This is a genomic window from Jatrophihabitans sp., assembly GCF_051960575.1.
In the GTDB taxonomy this organism is placed as follows: domain Bacteria; phylum Actinomycetota; class Actinomycetes; order Mycobacteriales; family Jatrophihabitantaceae; genus JBQCEE01.
Window position 1 is genome coordinate 1 of record NZ_JBQCEE010000269.1, and the last position, 18,222, is coordinate 18,222.

21 protein-coding genes and 1 pseudogene are annotated in these 18,222 nt (G+C 74.3%); all 22 read right to left on the reverse strand.

All coding sequences use genetic code 11. The features are described from left to right. A partial coding sequence (locus ACTHMS_RS15210; protein ID WP_440307518.1) for an AMP-binding protein occupies nucleotides 1–830 on the reverse strand: 830 nt, incomplete at its 3' end. Between the two features lie 10 nt (nucleotides 831–840). Next, nucleotides 841–1,485 (reverse strand): acetate uptake transporter, encoded by a 645-nt coding sequence (locus ACTHMS_RS15215; protein ID WP_440307519.1) that lies wholly within the window; start codon nucleotides 1,483–1,485, stop codon nucleotides 841–843. 143 nt (nucleotides 1,486–1,628) lie between these two features. Next, complete coding sequence (locus ACTHMS_RS15220) at nucleotides 1,629–3,383, reverse strand: sodium/solute symporter (RefSeq protein ID WP_440307520.1); 1,755 nt, start codon at nucleotides 3,381–3,383, stop codon at nucleotides 1,629–1,631. Next, nucleotides 3,376–3,744 carry a hypothetical protein gene (locus ACTHMS_RS15225; RefSeq protein WP_440307521.1) on the reverse strand — a complete coding sequence of 123 codons (369 nt, stop codon included), beginning with the start codon at nucleotides 3,742–3,744 and terminating at the stop codon, nucleotides 3,376–3,378. Before ACTHMS_RS15225 ends, ACTHMS_RS15220 begins: the two co-directional genes overlap by 8 nt. A 27-nt stretch (nucleotides 3,745–3,771) precedes the next feature. Further along, nucleotides 3,772–4,509, reverse strand: coding sequence for a LytR/AlgR family response regulator transcription factor (locus ACTHMS_RS15230; RefSeq protein WP_440307522.1), 738 nt, complete (start codon nucleotides 4,507–4,509; stop codon nucleotides 3,772–3,774). Nucleotides 4,510–4,548: 39 nt separating this feature from the next. Further along, nucleotides 4,549–4,707 carry a hypothetical protein gene (locus ACTHMS_RS15235; protein ID WP_440307523.1) on the reverse strand — a complete coding sequence of 53 codons (159 nt, stop codon included), beginning with the start codon at nucleotides 4,705–4,707 and terminating at the stop codon, nucleotides 4,549–4,551. Between the two features lie 53 nt (nucleotides 4,708–4,760). Next, nucleotides 4,761–5,933, reverse strand: coding sequence for a histidine kinase (locus ACTHMS_RS15240; RefSeq protein ID WP_440307524.1), 1,173 nt, complete (start codon nucleotides 5,931–5,933; stop codon nucleotides 4,761–4,763). A 10-nt stretch (nucleotides 5,934–5,943) separates the two neighbouring features. Further along, on the reverse strand, nucleotides 5,944–6,444 hold the full coding sequence (locus ACTHMS_RS15245; protein WP_440307525.1) for a PH domain-containing protein: 501 nt from the start codon (nucleotides 6,442–6,444) through the stop codon (nucleotides 5,944–5,946). Further along, nucleotides 6,432–7,277: an ATP phosphoribosyltransferase gene (gene hisG, locus ACTHMS_RS15250; RefSeq protein ID WP_440307526.1), complete on the reverse strand. Its 846-nt coding sequence runs from the start codon at nucleotides 7,275–7,277 to the stop codon at nucleotides 6,432–6,434. Before hisG ends, ACTHMS_RS15245 begins: the two co-directional genes overlap by 13 nt. Before the next feature lie 45 nt (nucleotides 7,278–7,322). Then, nucleotides 7,323–7,586: a phosphoribosyl-ATP diphosphatase gene (locus ACTHMS_RS15255; RefSeq protein WP_440307527.1), complete on the reverse strand. Its 264-nt coding sequence runs from the start codon at nucleotides 7,584–7,586 to the stop codon at nucleotides 7,323–7,325. Between the two features lie 26 nt (nucleotides 7,587–7,612). Continuing rightward, nucleotides 7,613–8,617, reverse strand: coding sequence for an adenylate/guanylate cyclase domain-containing protein (locus tag ACTHMS_RS15260; protein WP_440307528.1), 1,005 nt, complete (start codon nucleotides 8,615–8,617; stop codon nucleotides 7,613–7,615). Nucleotide 8,618: 1 nt separating this feature from the next. After that, nucleotides 8,619–9,074 (reverse strand): universal stress protein, encoded by a 456-nt coding sequence (locus ACTHMS_RS15265; RefSeq protein ID WP_440307529.1) that lies wholly within the window; start codon nucleotides 9,072–9,074, stop codon nucleotides 8,619–8,621. A 62-nt stretch (nucleotides 9,075–9,136) separates the two neighbouring features. Beyond that, nucleotides 9,137–9,622, reverse strand: a complete 486-nt coding sequence (gene ribH, locus ACTHMS_RS15270; RefSeq protein WP_440307530.1) for a 6,7-dimethyl-8-ribityllumazine synthase — start codon at nucleotides 9,620–9,622, stop codon at nucleotides 9,137–9,139. After that, nucleotides 9,619–10,857: a bifunctional 3,4-dihydroxy-2-butanone-4-phosphate synthase/GTP cyclohydrolase II gene (locus ACTHMS_RS15275; protein WP_440307531.1), complete on the reverse strand. Its 1,239-nt coding sequence runs from the start codon at nucleotides 10,855–10,857 to the stop codon at nucleotides 9,619–9,621. The genes ribH and ACTHMS_RS15275 overlap by 4 nt, the downstream gene beginning before the upstream one ends. Beyond that, entirely contained in the window at nucleotides 10,854–11,453 is a 600-nt protein-coding gene (locus tag ACTHMS_RS15280) for a riboflavin synthase (protein WP_440307532.1), read from the reverse strand. Before ACTHMS_RS15280 ends, ACTHMS_RS15275 begins: the two co-directional genes overlap by 4 nt. Nucleotides 11,454–11,459: 6 nt before the next feature. Next, nucleotides 11,460–12,473, reverse strand: a complete 1,014-nt coding sequence (ribD, locus tag ACTHMS_RS15285) for a bifunctional diaminohydroxyphosphoribosylaminopyrimidine deaminase/5-amino-6-(5-phosphoribosylamino)uracil reductase RibD (RefSeq protein ID WP_440307537.1) — start codon at nucleotides 12,471–12,473, stop codon at nucleotides 11,460–11,462. 34 nt (nucleotides 12,474–12,507) lie between these two features. After that, complete coding sequence (gene rpe, locus ACTHMS_RS15290) at nucleotides 12,508–13,164, reverse strand: ribulose-phosphate 3-epimerase (RefSeq protein ID WP_440307538.1); 657 nt, start codon at nucleotides 13,162–13,164, stop codon at nucleotides 12,508–12,510. A 185-nt stretch (nucleotides 13,165–13,349) separates the two neighbouring features. Beyond that, nucleotides 13,350–14,135 carry a trypsin-like serine peptidase gene (locus tag ACTHMS_RS15295; RefSeq protein WP_440307533.1) on the reverse strand — a complete coding sequence of 262 codons (786 nt, stop codon included), beginning with the start codon at nucleotides 14,133–14,135 and terminating at the stop codon, nucleotides 13,350–13,352. 23 nt (nucleotides 14,136–14,158) lie between these two features. After that, nucleotides 14,159–15,643 (reverse strand): RsmB/NOP family class I SAM-dependent RNA methyltransferase, encoded by a 1,485-nt coding sequence (locus ACTHMS_RS15300; protein ID WP_440307534.1) that lies wholly within the window; start codon nucleotides 15,641–15,643, stop codon nucleotides 14,159–14,161. Then, complete coding sequence (gene fmt / locus ACTHMS_RS15305) at nucleotides 15,636–16,562, reverse strand: methionyl-tRNA formyltransferase (protein WP_440307535.1); 927 nt, start codon at nucleotides 16,560–16,562, stop codon at nucleotides 15,636–15,638. Before fmt ends, ACTHMS_RS15300 begins: the two co-directional genes overlap by 8 nt. A gap of 1 nt (nucleotide 16,563) precedes the next feature. Then, complete coding sequence (gene def, locus ACTHMS_RS15310; RefSeq protein ID WP_440307536.1) at nucleotides 16,564–17,109, reverse strand: peptide deformylase; 546 nt, start codon at nucleotides 17,107–17,109, stop codon at nucleotides 16,564–16,566. Nucleotides 17,110–17,171: 62 nt separating this feature from the next. Next, nucleotides 17,172–18,222 (reverse strand): annotated as a pseudogene (locus ACTHMS_RS15315) (primosome assembly protein PriA); the annotation flags it as partial.

Genomic DNA, 18,222 nt, shown 5'->3' on the forward strand with positions numbered 1-18,222 from the left:
GACGTGTGCAGGATGCCCTTCGGCTTGCCCGTCGAGCCCGACGTGTACATGACGAACAGCGGGTGCTCCGAGTCGAACGCCTCGGGCTCGTGCTCGGTCGACTGCTTGTCGACCAGCTCGTGCCACCACACGTCGCGCTCGGCGTCCCACTCGACGTCCTGCCCCGTGCGCCGCACGACGAGCACCGACCGCACGTCCGGGCACTTCAGCAGTGCCTCGTCCACCGCCGGCTTCAGCGCCGACGGCGCACCGCGCCGGTAGCCGCCGTCGGCAGTGATCACGACTCGGGCGTCGCAGTCGATGATCCGGTCGCTCAGGGCGGTGGACGAGAACCCGCCGAACACCACGGTGTGCAGCGCGCCGAGGCGGGCGCAGGCCAGCATGGCCACGACCGTCTCGGGGATCATCGGCATGTAGATCGCCACCCGATCCCCGCGGTGCACCCCCAGCGAGGTCAGCGCGTTCGCCGCCTGGCAGACGAGGTCCTTCAGCTCGGCGTAGGTGATCGCGCGCTTGTCGCCGGGCTCGCCCTCCCAGTGGTACGCGACCTGCTCACCGTGACCCGCCTCGACGTGCCGGTCGACGCAGTTGTAGGCCACGTTGAGCTTGCCGCCGATGAACCACTTCGCCACCGGCGCGCCCGACCAGTCGAGAATGTCCGTCCACGGCTGCGCCCACGTGAGCCGCTCGGCCTGCTTCGCCCAGAACGCGAGGCGGTCGGCGTTCGCCTCGTCGTAGGCGCCCTCGGTGACGTTCGCGCTCGCGGTGAATGCCTCCGGCGGCGGGAAGCGACGGCTCTCGTGGGACAGGTTCGACAGCGTCTCGGTCATACGCCCGAACCTAGCGCGGGAAGGTCGGGAAGACGACGCGCTTCGCGGTCGCGTTCATGACGCCGGCGAGCGAGGCGTACCAGGCCGCGGCGGCGGTCACGAGCCCGAGCCAGCCGCCGAGGTGGATCCACCCGCTGCTGTTCGCCGCGAAATCCTTCGCCGAGTAGGCGAACCAGCCGATGGTCAGCGCGAGGAAGGTCAGGGTGAGGAGCGCGAAGACCGCGAGGATCGCGCCCGAGGTGCGGCTGGCGACCACCGTCATGTACGCGGTGAAGATCGTCCAGACCAGCAGGTAGAGCCCCACACCGTGGAACAGGTCGTTCGGCTTGGCCGCTGTCGGCAGGTGTTCGAGCAGGTACCAGAACGAGAGCCAGAAGGCGCCGTACGAAGTGAACGCGACCGCGCCGAAGGTGTTGCCCTTGGCGAACTCCCACATGCCGGCGAGCAACTGCGCGATGCCGCCGTAGAACAGGGCGAGCCCCAGTACGACGGTCTGTACCGAGGCGCCCAGCATGTTCGTGTTGATGACGGAGAGGAAGAACGTGGTGCCGGCGAAGCCGGCCAGGCCGAGCGGGCCGGGATCGGCGAAGCCCGCACCGGTGGTCGTCGGTGTGCTGACGACCTCGTCCTGCTGTGTACCGCGGATGGTGGTCATGGCGGAGTCTCCTGTCACTGCGAATCACTGCGTCGGACCGGACAGGCCGACCGTGCCAGTGACGCCGGTCACCGCGCGAGACGCTGTCGCCGGACGTCGGACCTCGTCGCCGGACGGGGACGCGCCTGCGCCGAACGGTCGGTTCAGCGCGACGAACGGTGGGCCGACAGCTCGGCCAGCACGGCCTCGGGCGCGTGCAGCCGCACCATGACCCGGGCCGTGTCGGCCGGGACGCGCCGCGGCGTCGCCAGCGAGACGCCGACCATGACCGCGGTCGTGATCGGCACCGCCCAGGCCGCGGGCTGGGCGAGCAGTGCGGCCGGCCAGCCGTGCGCGGGCGCGTAGGTCAGCGTCGAGACGACGGCCGCCGTGGCGAGCACCCCGCCGGTGAGCAGCCCGGTGAGCGCGCCGGCGTCGGTGAGCCCGCGCCACCAGATGCCCAGCACGAGCAGCGGGCAGAATGTCGCGGCCGCGAGGGCGAAGGCGAGCCCGACGACGGCCGCGAGGCCGAGCCGCTGCGCGGGCAGGCTGAGCAGGTAGGGCACGAGCACCGCGGCGACGGCGGCGAGCCGGAACGACCGGATGCGTTGCTCGCGTCCGCCCCGTGCGGCGCCGTCGCGCCGCAGCACGTCCTGCGATATGACACCCGCGACCGAGACGGTGAGCCCGGACGCGGTGGACAGGAACGCGGCGAAGGCGCCCGCCGTCACGAGTGCCGACAGCAGCACGCCTGCCTGCCCGCCGAGCATGCGCCCGGGCAGCAGCAGCACCGTGGCGTCGGTGCGCCCGGTGAGCAGCAGGTCGGGCACGTAGTGGCGGGCGAGCGCGGCGTAGATCGTCGGCAGCAGGTAGAACCCGGACAACAGCCCGATGACGACGAGCGTCGTGCGCCGCGTGTCGCGGCCGTCGGGGTTGGTGTAGAAGCGCACGAGCACGTGCGGCAACCCCATCGTCCCGAGACAGATCGCGATGATCAGCGAGAGCGTCGCGTAGAGCGGGTGCGGCGACCCCGATCCCATCGGACGCAGCCAGGCGGCGTTGTCGCGGGCGGGCAGCCCGTGCAGCACCGGCACGACGTCGCCGCGCTCGAGGGTCACCGTCGTGTGCGCGCCGAGCCGGTGGACGCCGGCGGTGAGCCTGACGGCACCGTCGACCCGCCGCCCGTCGACGCTGCCCGCGACCCGCAGCGTCTCGTCGGCCGGCACCTGCACGGTCGTGGCGCCGCCCAGCCGCACGACCGTGTGCTGCTGCGCCACCGGATGGCCACGGCCCAGCGCGTCGTCGCGGTGCTGCCACACACCGACCAGCACGAGCACCGGCACAAGCAGGGCGACGAACTTCAGCCAGAACTGCATCGCCTGGGCGAAGGTGATCGACCGCATGCCGCCGACGACGACCGAGACCAGCACGATCACGCAGACGAGCAGGCCGCCGACCCACGACGGCGCACCGGTCTGGGTGCCGAGCGCGAGCGAGGCACCCTGCAGTTGCGGCACGAGGTAGAGCCAGCCGATCACCACGACGAGCAGCGACGCGACGCGGCGCACCAGCGGCGACCCGAGGCGGATCTGCGCGAAGTCCGGCAGCGTGTACGCCCCGCTGCGCCGCAGCGGCGCCGCCACCAGCGCCAGCAGCACCAGGTAGCCCGCGGTGTAGCCGACGGGATACCAGAGCATGTCGAAGCCGTAGGCAAGGATCAGTCCGGCGATGCCGAGGTAGGAGGCCGCCGACAGGTACTCGCCGCCGATCGCCGCCGCGTTCCAGCGCGGGGTGACCGCGCGGGCCGCGACGTAGAAGTCGCTCGTCGTGCGGGCGCGGCGCAACCCGAACGAGCCCGCCACCGTCGTCGCGAGCGCCACGACCACCACGGCGAGCACGGCCGCGGTGCGCTCACTCACGGCGGCGCACCAGCTCGGTGAAGGTGCGTTCGTTGCGCTCGGCGTGCCGCACCGTGTACCAGGCCAGCGCGATGAGTGCCGGGTACACGAGCGCGCCGAGCACCAGCCACGGCACCGGCAGCCCGAACACCCGCAGCCGGGCGAACCCGGGCGCCACGCCCCCGGCGACGGCCACGCCGCCGAGCAGCAGCGCCACCGTCAGCACGGTGACGACGGCCAGCCGGCGCTGGCTGCGGATCAGCGAGGACATGTACACCTCGCCGAGGCGGGTCTGCTCGTCGATCTCGTGCACGACCGCACGCGCCGGCGCCCGGCGGGCGGCCTGCACCCGCCGATGCGTCACCCGCACCCGCTCGGTCACCCCGTCACCACCCCACCGAGCGCGGCCTCATCGCCGCGCCAGCAGGTCACGCAGCTCGCGCGTGTGCCGGCGGCTCACCGGCAGCTCGACCGGCGGCTCGGTGCCCAGCCGCACGCTGCACCGGCCGTCGACGGTGCGCACCTCGTCGACGTGGGCCAGGGCGACCAGCGTGCTGCGGTGGATGCGGGCGAACCCGGCGGCCGCCCACCGCTCCTCGAGCACCGACAGCGGCACCCGGACGAGATGGCTGCCGGTGGCCGTGTGCAGCCGCGCGTAATCGCCCTGCGCCTCGACGAAGCGCACCTCCGACCGGCGCACGAAGCGGGTGACCCCGCCGAGCTCGACGGGGATCGTCTCGTCCTCCGGCGGCGGCGCACCCGAGCCCGCCACCCGGCGCACCGCCTCGGCCAGCCGCTCGGCCCGCACCGGCTTCATCACGTAGTCGGCCGCGTGCAGGTCGAACGCCTCGACCGCGTGGTCGTCGTACGCGGTGACGAACACGATCTGCGGCGGGGACGCGAACCGGCTCAGCACCCGGGCCAGCTCGACGCCGTCCAGCCCCGGCATCTTGATGTCGCAGAACAGCACGTCGACCGGCTCGTCGTGCAGCAGCCGCAGCGCCTCGGCCGCGTCGGCCGCCGTACGCACCGCGGCGATGCGGTCGTCCTGCCGCAGCAGCCAGGCGAGCTCGTCGCGGGCCGGCGCCTCGTCGTCGACGACGAGGGCCCGCAGGGCACCACCGTCGCCCTGCGCCGCACCGATCATGCGCGCAGGCTAACCCCGCGCGCCGCCAGAAACGACGGATCAGTGGGCGTGGACCACGAATTCCAGGTCGTCGAGGAAGACGCCCCGGCACGGAGCGCAGGCCCAGACACCCGACGGCACGACGACGCCCAGGTGGCGCGCGTCCTCACGGGCGCAGACGAGCTGGTACCACAGCCGCACGCGGCGCACGAACGACACAGCCACACCCTCCGACCGACGAGGCCCTCCCCATCGGCCGCGATCCTCGCCGCTCAACCCGCCATCGCGCCGGGCGCGAACTTCGGCACGCGGAGGACGACTCGGGTGCCCGCACCCGGCGCTGTCTCGACGACGAGGCCGTAGGCGTCGCCGTAGACGTGCCGCAGCCGGGCGTCGACGTTGCCCAGCCCGATCGACCGGCGCGTGTCGTCGGCGTCCTCGAGGGCCCGGCGGATGACGTCCGGATCGGCGCCCGCCCCGTCGTCCTCGATGCTGATCACCGCCTCGTCCCCCGCGTCGGCGGCGACGATCGACACCGTCACCGCCCCCGCCGTCCCCTCGAAGCCGTGCTTCACGGCGTTCTCGACGAGCGGCTGCACGGCGAGGAACGGCACGGACACGGGCAGCACCTCCGGCGCGACGACGACGGTGACGCGCAGCCGGTCACCGAAGCGGGCCTGCTCGAGCACGAGGTAGCGCTCGACGTTGCGCAACTCGTCGGCCAGCGTCGTGAACTCGCCGCCGCGGCGCAGCGCGTACCTGGTGAAGTCGGCGAACTCGAGCAGCAGCTCGCGCGCCCGCTCGGGGTCGGTGCGCATGAACGACGCGATCGCGGTGAGCGAGTTGTAGACGAAGTGCGGGCTGATCTGGGCGCGCAGCGCGCGCAGCTCGGCCTCGATCAGCCGCGTGCGCTGCGCCTCGGCCGACGCGATCTCGATCTGCCCCGACACCCAGCCGGCCACCTCGTCGACGGCCCGCACCCGGGTCGCCGATGCCTCGCGCCCATACGCGACCAGCGCCCCGACCACGGTGTCGCCGTCGGTCAGGGGCGCCGCGACGGCCGTGCGCACGGGGCAGTCGGGCGCGCCGCACGACACGTCGCGGCGCACGTCGGTGCGCCCGCTGCGCAGCACCTCGGCGGCGTGCGTCATGGCGAGCGCGGTGTGCTCGTGCGGCCCGCCGTCGGCGGCCAGCAGCCGGTCGCCGTCGACGAGCGCGACCGCCGTCGCGCCGAGCAGCGCGCGCAGGTGCCTCACCGCCCGCTCGGCACCGTGCGGGGTCAGCCCCTCGCGCAGGCCCGGTGTCGCCAGCGCGGCCGTGTGCAGCGTCGTGAAGGTGGCCCGGTCGGCGGTGCTGCCGAGGTCGCGGTGCCGGAACCGCACGTAGGCCAGGGCGGCAAGCAGGACGAGCAGCAGCGCCGCACCGAGCAGCGGGGCGGCGTCCACGACCGCCTGTCTACTCCTGCGGCGGTGTCTTTTCCTGTGTCGCCCGCGTGGCCGCGAACAACCCGCGCAGGCCGCGCATCGCCGACACCGCCTGCTCGCGGTCGTAGCGCTGCACGGCGGCGATGGCGATGAGCTCCTCGCCGGGCAGCACCAGCCGCGCCAGCCGGGCGTTCGACGGGAACTCGACGCGCTGCACGAGTTCCCACGGCACCGTCTTCCAGGCGCCGACGAAGCCGCGCACCCGCACGCCGTCGGCATCGGCCACCAACCGGGGCCGGGTCGGCAGCAGCAGCCCGACGGCGAGGATCACCCCGATGATCACGGTGAAGACCTGGTCCTTGACCCCGAAGTGGGCCCCGGCGTTGTGGCTGGGTTCGAGGAACGCGACGGCCACCATCACGACGAAAACCACTGCCGCGGACGCCATCGCGAGCCGCGCCGTGCGGATCGGGCGGGCGGACACGATGGTGGGCTGCTCGGTCACGGGCGACGGGTCACTCACAGACGGCATGCATGAATGCTGGTCACGATGATGCCGCGGGCGCCAAGCTCCCACAGCTCGTCCATCACCTGGTTGGTCTCGCGCCGCTTGACCATCGACCGCACGGCCGACCAGCCACGCTCGTGCAGCGGCGAGACGGTGGGCGACTCGATGCCCGGCGTGATGCCGACGGCCCGCTCGACGAGCTCGTCGGGGATGTCGTAGTCCATCAGCACGTACTGGCGGGCGATGATCACGCCCTGCAGCCGGCGCACCAGCTGCTCGACGCGGGGCGACGCGGCGGTGCCGGTGCGCTGGATGAGCACGGCCTGGCTGGTCAGCAGCGGCTCGCCGACGATCTCGAGCCCGGCGTTGCGCAGCGTCGTGCCGGTCGAGACGACGTCGGCGATGACGTCGGCGACGCCGAGCCGCACCGAGGTCTCGACCGCGCCGTCGAGGCGGATGACCGACGCGCTGATCCCCCGTTCGGAGAGCCAGGCCTGGACGACCCCGGGATAGGCGGTGGCGATCCGCTTGCCGGTGAGGTCGCCGATGCCGCTGATGGTGCCGGGCATGGCAGCCCAGCGGAACGTCGAGCCGGCGAAGCCGAGCGGCAGGATCGCCTCGGCGTCGGCGCCGGAGTCGAGCAGGAGGTCCTCGCCGGTGATGCCGACGTCGAGCTGGCCCGAGCCGACGTAGACGGCGATGTCACGGGGCCGCAGGAAGAAGAACTCGGTGTCGTTGTCTGGGTCGGCGAGCACGAGCTCGCGGGTGTCGCTGCGCTGGCGATACCCCGCCTCGGTGAGCATCTGGCTGGCGGGCTCGGACAGCGAGCCCTTGTTCGGAACGGCGATGCGGAGCATGGACGGAGCCTGTCTGATCGAAATGAACAGCGGGACGCGACGCCATCACAGATGTCGGTAGACGTCCTCGAGGGTGAGCCCCTTGCCCAGCATCAGCACCTGGACGCGGTACAGCAGCTGGCTGATCTCCTCGGCCGTGCGCTCGGCCGACTCGTGCTCGGCGGCCATCCACGACTCGGCGGCCTCCTCGACCACCTTCTTGCCCTGGGCGTGCACGCCGGCGTCGAGGGCCTCGACGGTCGCCGAACCCGCCGGACGCGTGCGCTGCCGGTCGGTGAGCTCGGCGAAGAGCTGGTCGAAGGTCTTCATCTCAGCGGCGAGGGTACCGGCGCCGCTCAGCGCTCGGCCCGGCGCAGGCGCCAGCTGTGCAACCGGTGATACCCGCGCACGTCCGCCGGACGCAGCGACCGCAGCTCGTAGCCCTCCAGCGCTTCGAGCGCCTCGCTCATCGCCCGGTCGACGAGCACGTTGCCCGGGCGCACCAGCTTCGTCAGCCGGCTGGCGATGTTCACCGTCGCGCCGAAGACGTCGCCCATGCGGCGCACGATCGGCCCGCGGGCGACGCCGATGCGGAGGTCGGGCATGTCGTCGTGCCCGTCGGCCGCCGCGAGGAGCTGCAGGGCGATCTCGGCCGCGCACCGCGGGTCCTCGACGGTGAACAGCACCTCGTCACCGATGGTCTTGACGATGCGGCCGCCGTTGGTCGCGACGATGTCGCCGGCGAGGGACTCGAACCGCTCGAGCAGCGAGCGCAGCTCCTTCTCGTCCAGGCGGCGGGTGAGGGAGGTGAACCCGGCCAGGTCGGCGAACCCGACGCAGACGTCGTCGCTCGCGCCCACGCCCTCGTCGGCGGTCGCTGCGATGCGCGAGAGGTAGCTCGCGAGCTGCCGCCGCCAGACGTAGTTCTGCAGCCGTTCGAGCACCGGCAGCACCTCGTCGGCGAGCGCGACGGCACCGTCGGCGGAGGCGAGCACCTCGGGGTTCTTCGCGAGGTGGTCGAGCAGGATCTGCCCCTCCATCGAGGCCAGCCGCGAGAACGTCTGCCCGAAGAACCGGGTCATGGACGACCGCAACTCGGCGCTGTCGAGCCCGAACGCCTCGAGGTGCTGGACGAGCCGCATCGCCTCGACGTCGCTGTCACCGAACAGCCGCTCGTCCTGCTCGTCGGGCTCGGTCGCGAAGCCGAGCGAGTGCCACAGCTGCCGCGCCTCGTCGAGGGTCAGGCCTGCCTCGACGGCCGCCTCGTCGGCGGTGAACCGCCGCTCGCCCTGCAGGACCAGCCGCTCGAGCCGCTCGACCAGCTGCCGCAGGTCGAGGTCGTCGGGAACCGCGTCGGCCATCTCAGGTCGTGTGCACCACGAGGACGTCGACCGGGGTGTGCCGCAGCACGTCGAGCGGCACCGAGCCGATGAGCCGGCCGGCGAGGGTGTTCAGGCCGCGGTTGCCGACGACGAGCAGGTCGGCGTTGCGCTCGCGCACCACCTGCTGCAGCACGGCGTCGGGCTTGCCGCTGATCGCGGTCGTCTCGACCTTGACGTCGGCGGCCGCGGCGTGGGCTCGCTCGGACGCGGTGCGCAGCGACTCGTCGGCCGGCGCCGAGCCGACCACCTGGTAGGCGGCGTCCGGGCCGAGGATGTCCTGCGCGCGCTCGACGTCGTGGCCGCGCTGCGGCTCGTAGGCGCAGGCGATCACGAGCGTGGCGCCGGCGTCGGCGGCCAGCCGGGCCGCGCGGTCGACCGCGGCGAACGAGGTCTGCGAGCCGTCGGTGCCGACGACGATGGTGGTGTCACCGCCCATGACGGGGCCTCCCTTCGAAGGTGCTCGAGACCCACGGTATCGGTGACCGGCGCGGCCGTCCCTCAGCGGGAGCGTGAGTACGGGCGCAACGTGACGGCGGTCTCGAGCGCCGCCGCGGTGGCCTCGTAGCCCTTGTCCTCGGCCGAGCCGGGAAGCCCGGCGCGGTCGATCGCCTGCTGCTCGGTGTCGCACGTGAGCAGGCCGAACCCGACGGGGACGCCGGTGTCCTGGCTCAGCTGCGTCAGCCCGATGGTGACGCCCTCGCAGACGTAGTCGAAGTGCGGCGTGCCGCCGCGGATGACGACCCCGAGGGCGATGACGGCGTCGAACCCGGCGTCGGCGAGGCGGCGTGCCGCGACGGGCAGCTCGAACGCACCGGGAACGCGCAGCTCGGTGACGTCGGCGACCTTCGAGTCGGCCAGGGCACGCCGGGCGCCGTCGAGCAGGCCGTCCATCACCTGGGTGTGCCACCGGCTGGCGATCACCGCGACCTTGAGATCGGCCGCCCCCTCGACCGGCCCCATCTCCGGCGCCCCGTGCCCGCTCATTCGGCGGAGGCCTCGTCGTCGATGAACTGCAGGTCGTGACCCATGCGGTCGCGCTTGGTCTCGAGGTAGCGGATGTTCTCGGGGTTCACGTGCACGGGCAGCGGCACGCGGCCGGTGACCCGCAGGCCGTAGCCCTCGAGGCCCGCGCGCTTGGCCGGGTTGTTCGTCAGCAGCTTCATCGAGTGGATGCCGAGGTCGACGAGGATCTGCGCGCCGGTGCCGTAGTCGCGGGCGTCCGCCGGCAGGCCCAGCTCGAGGTTGGCGTCGAGGGTGTCGGCGCCGGCGTCCTGCAGCTGGTAGGCCTGCAGCTTGTGCAGCAGGCCGATGCCCCGGCCCTCGTGCCCGCGGATGTAGAGCACGACACCGCGGCCCTCGCGGGCGACGGCACCGAGCGCGGCGTCGAGCTGCGGGCCGCAGTCGCAGCGCAGCGAGCCGAAGACGTCGCCGGTGAGGCACTCGGAGTGCACGCGCACCAGCACGTCCTCGCCGTCGCCGATGTCGCCGAAGACGAAGGCGACGTGCTCGCGCTGGTCGTAGCTGGACGAGTACCCGACGGCCTGGAACTCGCCGTAGCGCAGCGGCACCCGGGCGCTGGCGACCCGCTCGACCAGCTTCTCGAAGCGGCGGCGGTAGGCGATGAGGTCGGCGATCGAGATGAGCGCGAGGTCATGCTCGTCGGCGAAGACCCGCAGCTCGTCGCCGCGGGCCATGCCGGCCGGGTCCTTCTCGCTCACGATCTCGCAGAGCACGCCGGCCGGGTGCAGGCCGGCCATCACGGCCAGGTCGACGGCCGCCTCGGTGTGCCCCGGACGCCGCAGCACGCCGCCGTCCTTGGCCCGCAGCGGCACCACGTGGCCGGGGCGGCTGAAGTCGGCGGCGTTCGAGTCGGGGTCGGCGAGCAGCCGGATCGTGTGCGCGCGGTCGCTGGCCGAGATGCCGGTGCTCACGCCCTCGCGGGCGTCGACGGTGACGGTGTAGGCGGTGCCGCGGCGGTCCTGGTTGGTGTGGAACATCGGCGGCAGGTCGAGCCGGTCGGCGTCGGTCTCGGTGACCGGGACGCAGATGTAGCCGGACGTGTACCGCACCATGAACGCCACCAGCTCGGGCGTGGCGAGCTCGGCGGCGAAGATCAGGTCGCCCTCGTTCTCGCGGTCCTCGTCGTCGATCACGACGACCGCCTTGCCGGACTTGATGTCCGCGATGGCCCGTTCGACGGGGTCCAGTCGAAGTGTCATTTCGTTCCCATCAATCGGGCGACGTACTTCGCGAGGACGTCGATCTCGAGGTTCACCGGGTCGCCCGGCTGCTTGGTGCCGAGCGTGGTGGCGCGCAGGGTCTCGGGGATCAGCCCGACCTCGAACCAGTCGTCGCCGACGGCGCTGACGGTGAGCGAGACGCCGTCGACCGCGATCGAGCCCTTCTCGGCCACGAAGCGGGCGAGCTCGGCCGGCAGGCCGAAGCGCACCGACTCCCACGCGTCGCCGGGCGTACGGCTGACGACGACGCCGGTGCCGTCGACATGCCCCTGGACGATGTGGCCGTCGAGCCGGGCGTCGGCTCGGGTCGCGCGTTCGAGGTTCACGGTGCTGCCGGGGCCGAGCGCGCCGAGCGACGACCGCTTCAGCGTCTCGCCCATGACGTCGAAGTCGATGCGCACGCGTCCTTCCCCGTCCCAGCCGACCACGGTGAGGCAGACGCCGTTCACCGCGATGGACGCACCGTGGGTGAGGTCGTCGGTGATGCGTTCGGCGGCGAGGGTGAGCACCGCGGAGTCGCCGCGCGGCTCGACCGCCACGACCTCCCCGATCTCCTCGATGATGCCGGTGAACATCTGCGCTCAACCCTCCGTCCGGGCCGCCCGCGAGGGGCGTCCCACGATCTTCACGTCGTCGCCCAGCGGGGCGATCGACTCCACGTGCAGACGCAACGCATCGGCGATCGTGTTGATGCCCGCGTCGTTCAGGGCGGCCGGGCCGGCCCCGAGCAGCACGGGCGCGATGTAGGCGATCACCTCGTCGACGCAGCCCGCCTCGACGAAGGCGCCGGCCAGCGTGGGGCCGCCCTCGAGCAGCACGTGCCGGGCACCGCGGTCGAACAGCGCCTTGAGGGCGAAGCGCGGCACGGCGGTGTCGAGCACGAGGGTCTCGGCGGCGTCGTCGAGCACGCGCGCCGTCGGCGGCACGCGGTGACGGCGGTCGAGCACGACCCGCAGCGGCTGCCGGTCGCGCAGCGCGTCGTCGGCGTCACGCGCGGTGAGCTGCGGGTCGTCGGCCAGCACGGTGCCGCTGCCGACCACGATGGCGTCGACGACGTCGCGGAACGCGTGCGCGTCCAGCCGCGACGCTCGCGAGCTGATCCAGCGGGCGGTGCGGTCGGCCGCGGCGACCCGGCCGTCGAGCGACGCCGCGAACTTCCAGGTGACGAACGGGCGCCCGGTGCGGGTTGCGTGCAGCCAGGCCTGCAGGGCACCGGCCTCGGCCTCGTCGGCGAGCACGCCGGCGCGCACGGTGACGCCCCGGCCGCGCAGCACCTCCGCCCCGCCGGCGGCGACGGGATTCGGGTCGTCGACGGCGTAGACCACGGTCGCGACGCCGGCGGCGAGCAGCGCCTCGGTGCACGGGCCGGTGCGGCCGGTGTGGGCGCACGGCTCGAGCGTGACCACCGCGGTGCCGCCCCGCGCCCGCTCCCCCGCCATCTGCAGGGCGACGACCTCGGCGTGCGGGCCGCCCGGCGGGGCGGTGGCGCCGGCGCCGGCGAGATGGCCGTCGGCGTCCAGGATCACCGCGCCGACCGGCGTGTTCGGGCTGGTGAGCCCGCGCACGTTCTCGGCGAGCGCGAGGGCCCGCCGCATGGCGATGTCGTCGTCGATGTCCACGTGCGCGACCTCAGCCGGTCATCGCGCCGCGGGCACGCGCCCGCAGCGCCTCGACGGCCGCGCGCGGGTCGTCGGCGCCGTAGACGGCGGACCCCGCCACGAAGACGTCGGCGCCCGCCTCGGCGGCCGCCTCGATGGTGTCGTCCGCGATACCGCCGTCGACCTCGACGAACAGGCGCAGGTGCCCGGCGCGCACGTGCTCGCGCGCGAGCCGCACCTTCGGCAGCACCTCGGCCATGAACTTCTGGCCGCCGAAGCCGGGCTCGACGGTCATGACGAGCAGGGTGTCGAACTCCTTGAGCACCTCGAGGTAGGGCTCGAGCGGGGTACCCGGCTTGACGCTGAGGCCGGCGAGGGCGCCGGCCCGACGGATCGCGCGCGCCGTCTGCACCGGGTCGTGCGCGGCCTCGACGTGGAAGGTGACGTTCGCGGCGCCGGCCTCGGCGTACCCGGGCGCCCACCGGTCGGGGTCGTCGATCATGAGGTGGCAGTCGAGCGGCAGCGCGGTGGCCTTACGCAGACTCTGCACGACCGGCAGGCCGAGCGTCAGGTTCGGGACGAAGTGGGCGTCCATCACGTCGACGTGCAGCCAGTCGGCGTTGTCGACCGCGTCGGCCTCGTCGGCCAGGTGCGCGAAGTCGGCCGAGAGGATGCTCGGCGCGATCATCGGCTCGGGCGTGCCGGCGACGGGCAGGGCACGTCCTGCGGGGGTCTCGGGCACGCGTCGAGTCTAGGACCGGGTGCTCGCCCGGCTTGCCCCGCAGTGACACGCCCGACCCCCGCGCGCGCGGGTCGGCGCGGGGCAACGGGGCCGCGGGTCGCCGCGATCGCCGGCGGGTCGAGCGCGGCGGGTCAGCAGCCGTCGTCGGTCGGCGCGGGGGCGACGTTCGGGTGGTACCCGGCCGACGCGCGCCGGTAGAGGCGCAGGAGGTCGGCGTCGAACTGCGAGCTGTACGAGGTCGACTCGACGCAGCCGCCCTGCCGCAGGCCGCCGATGACCGCGCGCACGACGCCGTTGTCCACCCAGGGGCTGCCGCTCACCCCGCCGTGGTAGCCGTGGCAGTCGAAGGCCGGGTAGGCGCCGCGGTAGTAGACGCTGGTGCGGCAACGGATCGGCCGGCCGCCGGTGCCCGCGACGTACCCGGTCACCGCCACCCGCTGGCCGTTCGCCGGCGCCGCGGCGATGCGGTTGGCGCCGACGACGTCCTGCAGCCTGCGCAGCGCGCCGTGCCAGCGGATCGGCGCGACCTCGAGGAACGCGTAGTCGTGCTGGTCGTCGTGCCCGCCGATCCACTCTGGACGCAGGTACACCCGCGTCACCGGCCAGGTGCCGTACGGGCGTGAGCTGCCGTCGAGCCCGGGCACGAAGCGCAGGCGGTGGCCGTCGCCGACGACGCAGTGCGCCGCCGTCAGGACGAGGTCGTGTCGCGGGCTCGCGACGACGCTGCCCGTGCAGAAGTGCTGGGCCTGGCCGGCGAGCAGGATGCCGCCGACCTTCGGGTCGGGCGCGACCGTGCCGGCGGTGAGGGCCGACGCGCTCGACGCGCCGATCAGTGCCGAGCACAGGGTCGCCAGCCCGACGAGCACCGCGACGACGACGCGGGAGCGGATACGAAAGCGGGCGTGGCGGTGCGGCACGCGGCCTCCTCGGGTGCGAGTGGTCACTGGCCACCCTCCCCCATCGGCCGCCGGATCAACGCGAGGAACATCGCGTCGGTGCCGTGTCGGTGCGGCCAGAGCTGCACCGTCGGCCCGTCCCCCAGCATGGGCACGCCGGGCAGCAGGGGACGGGCGTCGAGCAGGTCGTGGCCCGCCACGACGTCGCGGGTCTCGGCGAGGTGCGGCGAGCAGGTGACGTAGGCGACGACGCCGCCCGGGCGGGCGAGCCGCAGCGCCGCGGCCAGGAGCTCGCGCTGCAGCTCGGCCAGCTGCGGCACGTCGGCGGGGTCGCGGCGCCATCGGGCCTCCGGGCGGCGGCGCAGCGCCCCGAGCCCGGTGCACGGCGCGTCGAGCAGCACCCGGTCGTAGCCGCCGGCGCGGCCGGCGAGTTCGCGGCCGTCACCGACGCTCACCTCGACGCCCCAGTGCTCGGTCACCCGCCGCACGAGCTCGGCACGGTGCGGACGCAGCTCGTTGGCGTGCAGGGTGGCCCCGCGCTCGGCCGCGAGCGCGGCCAGCAGCGCGGCCTTGCCGCCGGGGCCGGCGCACAGGTCGAGCCAGTGCGTGTCCGGCCCGTCGAGCGGGGCGGACGCCAGCGCGACCGCGCAGAGCTGGCTGCCCTCGTCCTGCACCCCGGCGCGGCGTTCGCGCACCGCCTCGAGCCGCCCGGGATCGCCGCGCTGCGTGCGCACGGCGTACGGCGACCACGGCCCCGGCTCGCCGCCGCTCTCGGCGACCAGCTCGGCGGTCGTGCTGCGCCCGGGCCAGGCGACGAGGTGGGTCACCGGCCGCTCGTCGTCGGCCGCGAGCGCCGCCTCGAGCTCACCCCCCGATGCCGATTGTCCCCCGGCCAAGTCGTCTCCGGCCACTCGAGATGCCTGGGCCGGGGGACAAGCGGCATCCTCCCCGAGGGCGGCGGCGAAGGCCTCGACGATCCACGTGGGGTGGGCGTACTGCAGCGCCAGGCGGCGCGTCGGGTCGCCGGCGGCGAGCTCGTCGCACCAGGCGTCCCAGCCGCGGGTGGTGACGCGGCGCAGCACGGCGTTGACGAACCCGGCGGCGCGGCCGTGCTCGGTGGTGCGGGCGAGGTCGACGGTGGTGGCGACGGCGGCGTGCGAGGGCACGCGGGTGCGCAGCACCTGGTACGCGCCGAGGCGCAGCAGATCCAGCACGGCGGGCTCGACCTCGGCCAGGTCGCGGTCGATGCAGGCCGCGAGCACGGCGTCGAGGGTGCCGGTGGCGCGGACGGTGCCGTACCCGAGCTCGGTGGCCAGCGCGGCGTCGCGCTCGTCGAGGCGGGCGTCGGCGATGAGGGCGGGCAGCGCCAGGTTCGCATACGCGCCGTCCGCGCTCACCGCGCGCAGCAGGTCGTACGCCACCCGCCGCGCGGGGTCGTCAGCGGGCGGGCGGCTCGGTGCGCCGCGACGTGGGCGTCCCGGCGGTCCGGTGCCACTGCGCGAGCGACGCGCTCCGCGGGCGTCAGACAAAGCGCGCGCCTTCCGGCAGCCGGGCGCCGCGGGCCCAGTCGGCGGCCGGCAGCATGCGCTTGCCGGGCGGCTGCACGGTGGTGAGGGTGACGTCGCGGTCGAGCGTGCCGACCTCGACGCCGGCTCTGGTCAGCCGGATCTCGCCGGGCGCCAGCGTGCCCTCGAGCCGTGGACGCACCGGGCCGAGCTTGTAGCGGTCGTCGCCGAGCATCGTCCACGCGCCGGGAGCGGGCGTGCAGGCGCGCACGAGCCGGTCGATGTGCCGGGCCGGCTGCTGCCACGGCACGCGGGCGTCGTCGACGGTCAGCTTCGGCGCGATCGAGACGCCGTCGGGTGCCTGGGGCACGGCCACGAGCTCGCCGCTCGCGAGGCCGTCCATGGTGGCCACGAGCAGTTCGGCGCCCGAGCGGGCGAGGCGTTCGAGCAGGTCGCCCGCGGTGTCGGTCGGCCGGATCGTCTCGGTGGTGACGCCGAAGACGGGGCCGGTGTCGAGACCGGCCTCGATCCGGAACGTCGAAGCGCCGGTGATGTCGTCGCCGTGCAGGATCGCGTGCTGCACCGGCGCCGCGCCCCGCCAGGCGGGCAGCAGCGAGAAGTGCAGGTTCACCCAGCCGTGCGTCGGGATGTCGAGGGTGCGCTGCGGCAGCAGGGCGCCGTAGGCGACGACCGGGCAGCAGTCCGGCGCGAATTCGCGCAGCTCGGCCAGGAAGTCGTCGTCGCCGGGCTTCGCCGGCGTGAGCACCGGGATGCCGTGCTCGGCGGCGAGGTCGGCGACGGGCGACGCGGTCTGCTTGCGGCCGCGGCCGGCGGGCTTCGCCGGACGGGTCACGACCGCGACGACCTCGTGCCGGGGTGCGTCCAGCAGCCGCTGCAGGGCGGGGACGGCCGGCGCGGGCGTGCCCGCGAAGACGAGCCGCACGTCAGAAGCGGCCCGCGTGCGGGCTGACCTTGATCGTCGGGTTGGCGCGGTCGCCCCACGGCGCCTCGCGGATCGCGCGCATCGCCTCGCGGCGCACCTCGGGGGTGAGCCGGTCGACGAACAGCACGCCGTCGAGGTGGTCGGTCTCGTGCTGGATCGCCCGGGCCACCCGCGCCTCACCCTGGACGGTGACCGGGTCGCCGTACTGGTTCTGGCCGTGCGCGACGACGTGCGACTTGCGGCGGCAGTCGAAGGTGAGCCCTGGGATCGACAGGCAGCCCTCGTCGCCGTCCTCCTCGTCGTCGCTCGGGAAGTGCAACACCGGGTTGACCAGGTGGGCGACGGCGTCGGCGGCGGGGTCCCAGTAGACGAAGACCCGCAGGCCGACCCCGATCTGCGGGGCGGCGAGCCCGGCGCCCGGCGCGTCCAGCATCGTCTCGCCGAGATCGGCGACGAGCTTGTGCAGCTGCTTGTCGAAGTCGGTGACGACCTCGGCCGGCGTGCGCAGGACGGGGTCGCCGAAGAGGCGGATCGGCTGGATCGTCATGCGCGGTGGCCGTTCGGTGCTGCGGTGCTCATCGTCCCGAGTCTATTTCGTGCGCTCGGGCATCAGGCCACCTCGGCCGGGTCGAGGACGATGCGCACGGGGTCGGCCGCCTTGCGGGCGGCGCGCAGGGACGCCGCCGTCTTCAGCGCGGCGGCGAGGTCGGCACCCGCGCGGCGGGGCGCCCGGACGAGCGCGCGCTCGGCGTCGTCACCCGCAGGCACCGTGCCGAGCAGCTCGGCGGTCTCGGGCAGCTGCGCCAGCTGCAGCAGGTCGGCGACGCCGGCGGCCGGCCCGACGACCGCGGCCATGCGCACGGCCGGCGGGAACCCGAGCGCCGCCCGCTCGGCCAGCTCGCGGGCCGCGAAACCGGCGGGATCCCACCGCACCAGCGCCTGGACTGCGGGCACCCCGGCGTCGGCCGACACGATCACCCGGCCGTCGGCGCGGACGAGGGTGGCCGCCGCCAGCCAGCGCCGCAGGGCCTCTTCGGCCGCACGCAGATCGGGACGCGCGAGCAGCGCCCACCCGTCGAGCAGCAGCGCCGCGCCGTAGCCGCCCGGGGCGACCGGCTCGGCGCCCGGTGTCGCCACGACGACGGCCGGCCCGTCGGGCACCTCGGCGAGCACCCGGTCGCCGCCGGACGTGCGCACCGGCGCGCCCGGGAAGGCCCGCCCGAGTTCCTCGGCCGTACGCACCGCGCCGACCACCGACGCGCGCAGCCGCCGCCCGCCGCACACCGGGCAGGCCCAGTCGACGGCCGGACGCCCGCACCACCGGCAGGCCGGTGCCGCGCCGGTGCGGGTGACCGCGAGCGGCCCGTGGCAGTGCGCGCACCGCGCGGGCGTGCGGTCGTTCGCGCACGCCACCGACGGTGCGTACCCCTGGCGCGGCACCTGGACGAGCACCGGCCGACCGGCGGCGAGCGCCTCGCGGGCGGTGCGCAGGGCCAGGCTGGACAGCCGTGCCGACCTCGCCGCCGGGTCGCGCACCTGCTCGACCTCGTCGCCGGTGACCTCGACGCGCGGCGACGCCGCCCGCACCGCGCGCCGGTCGGCCACGACCTCGTGCGCCCAGCCCGACTCGACCAGCAGCTGCGCCTCGGCGGTGCGCGCG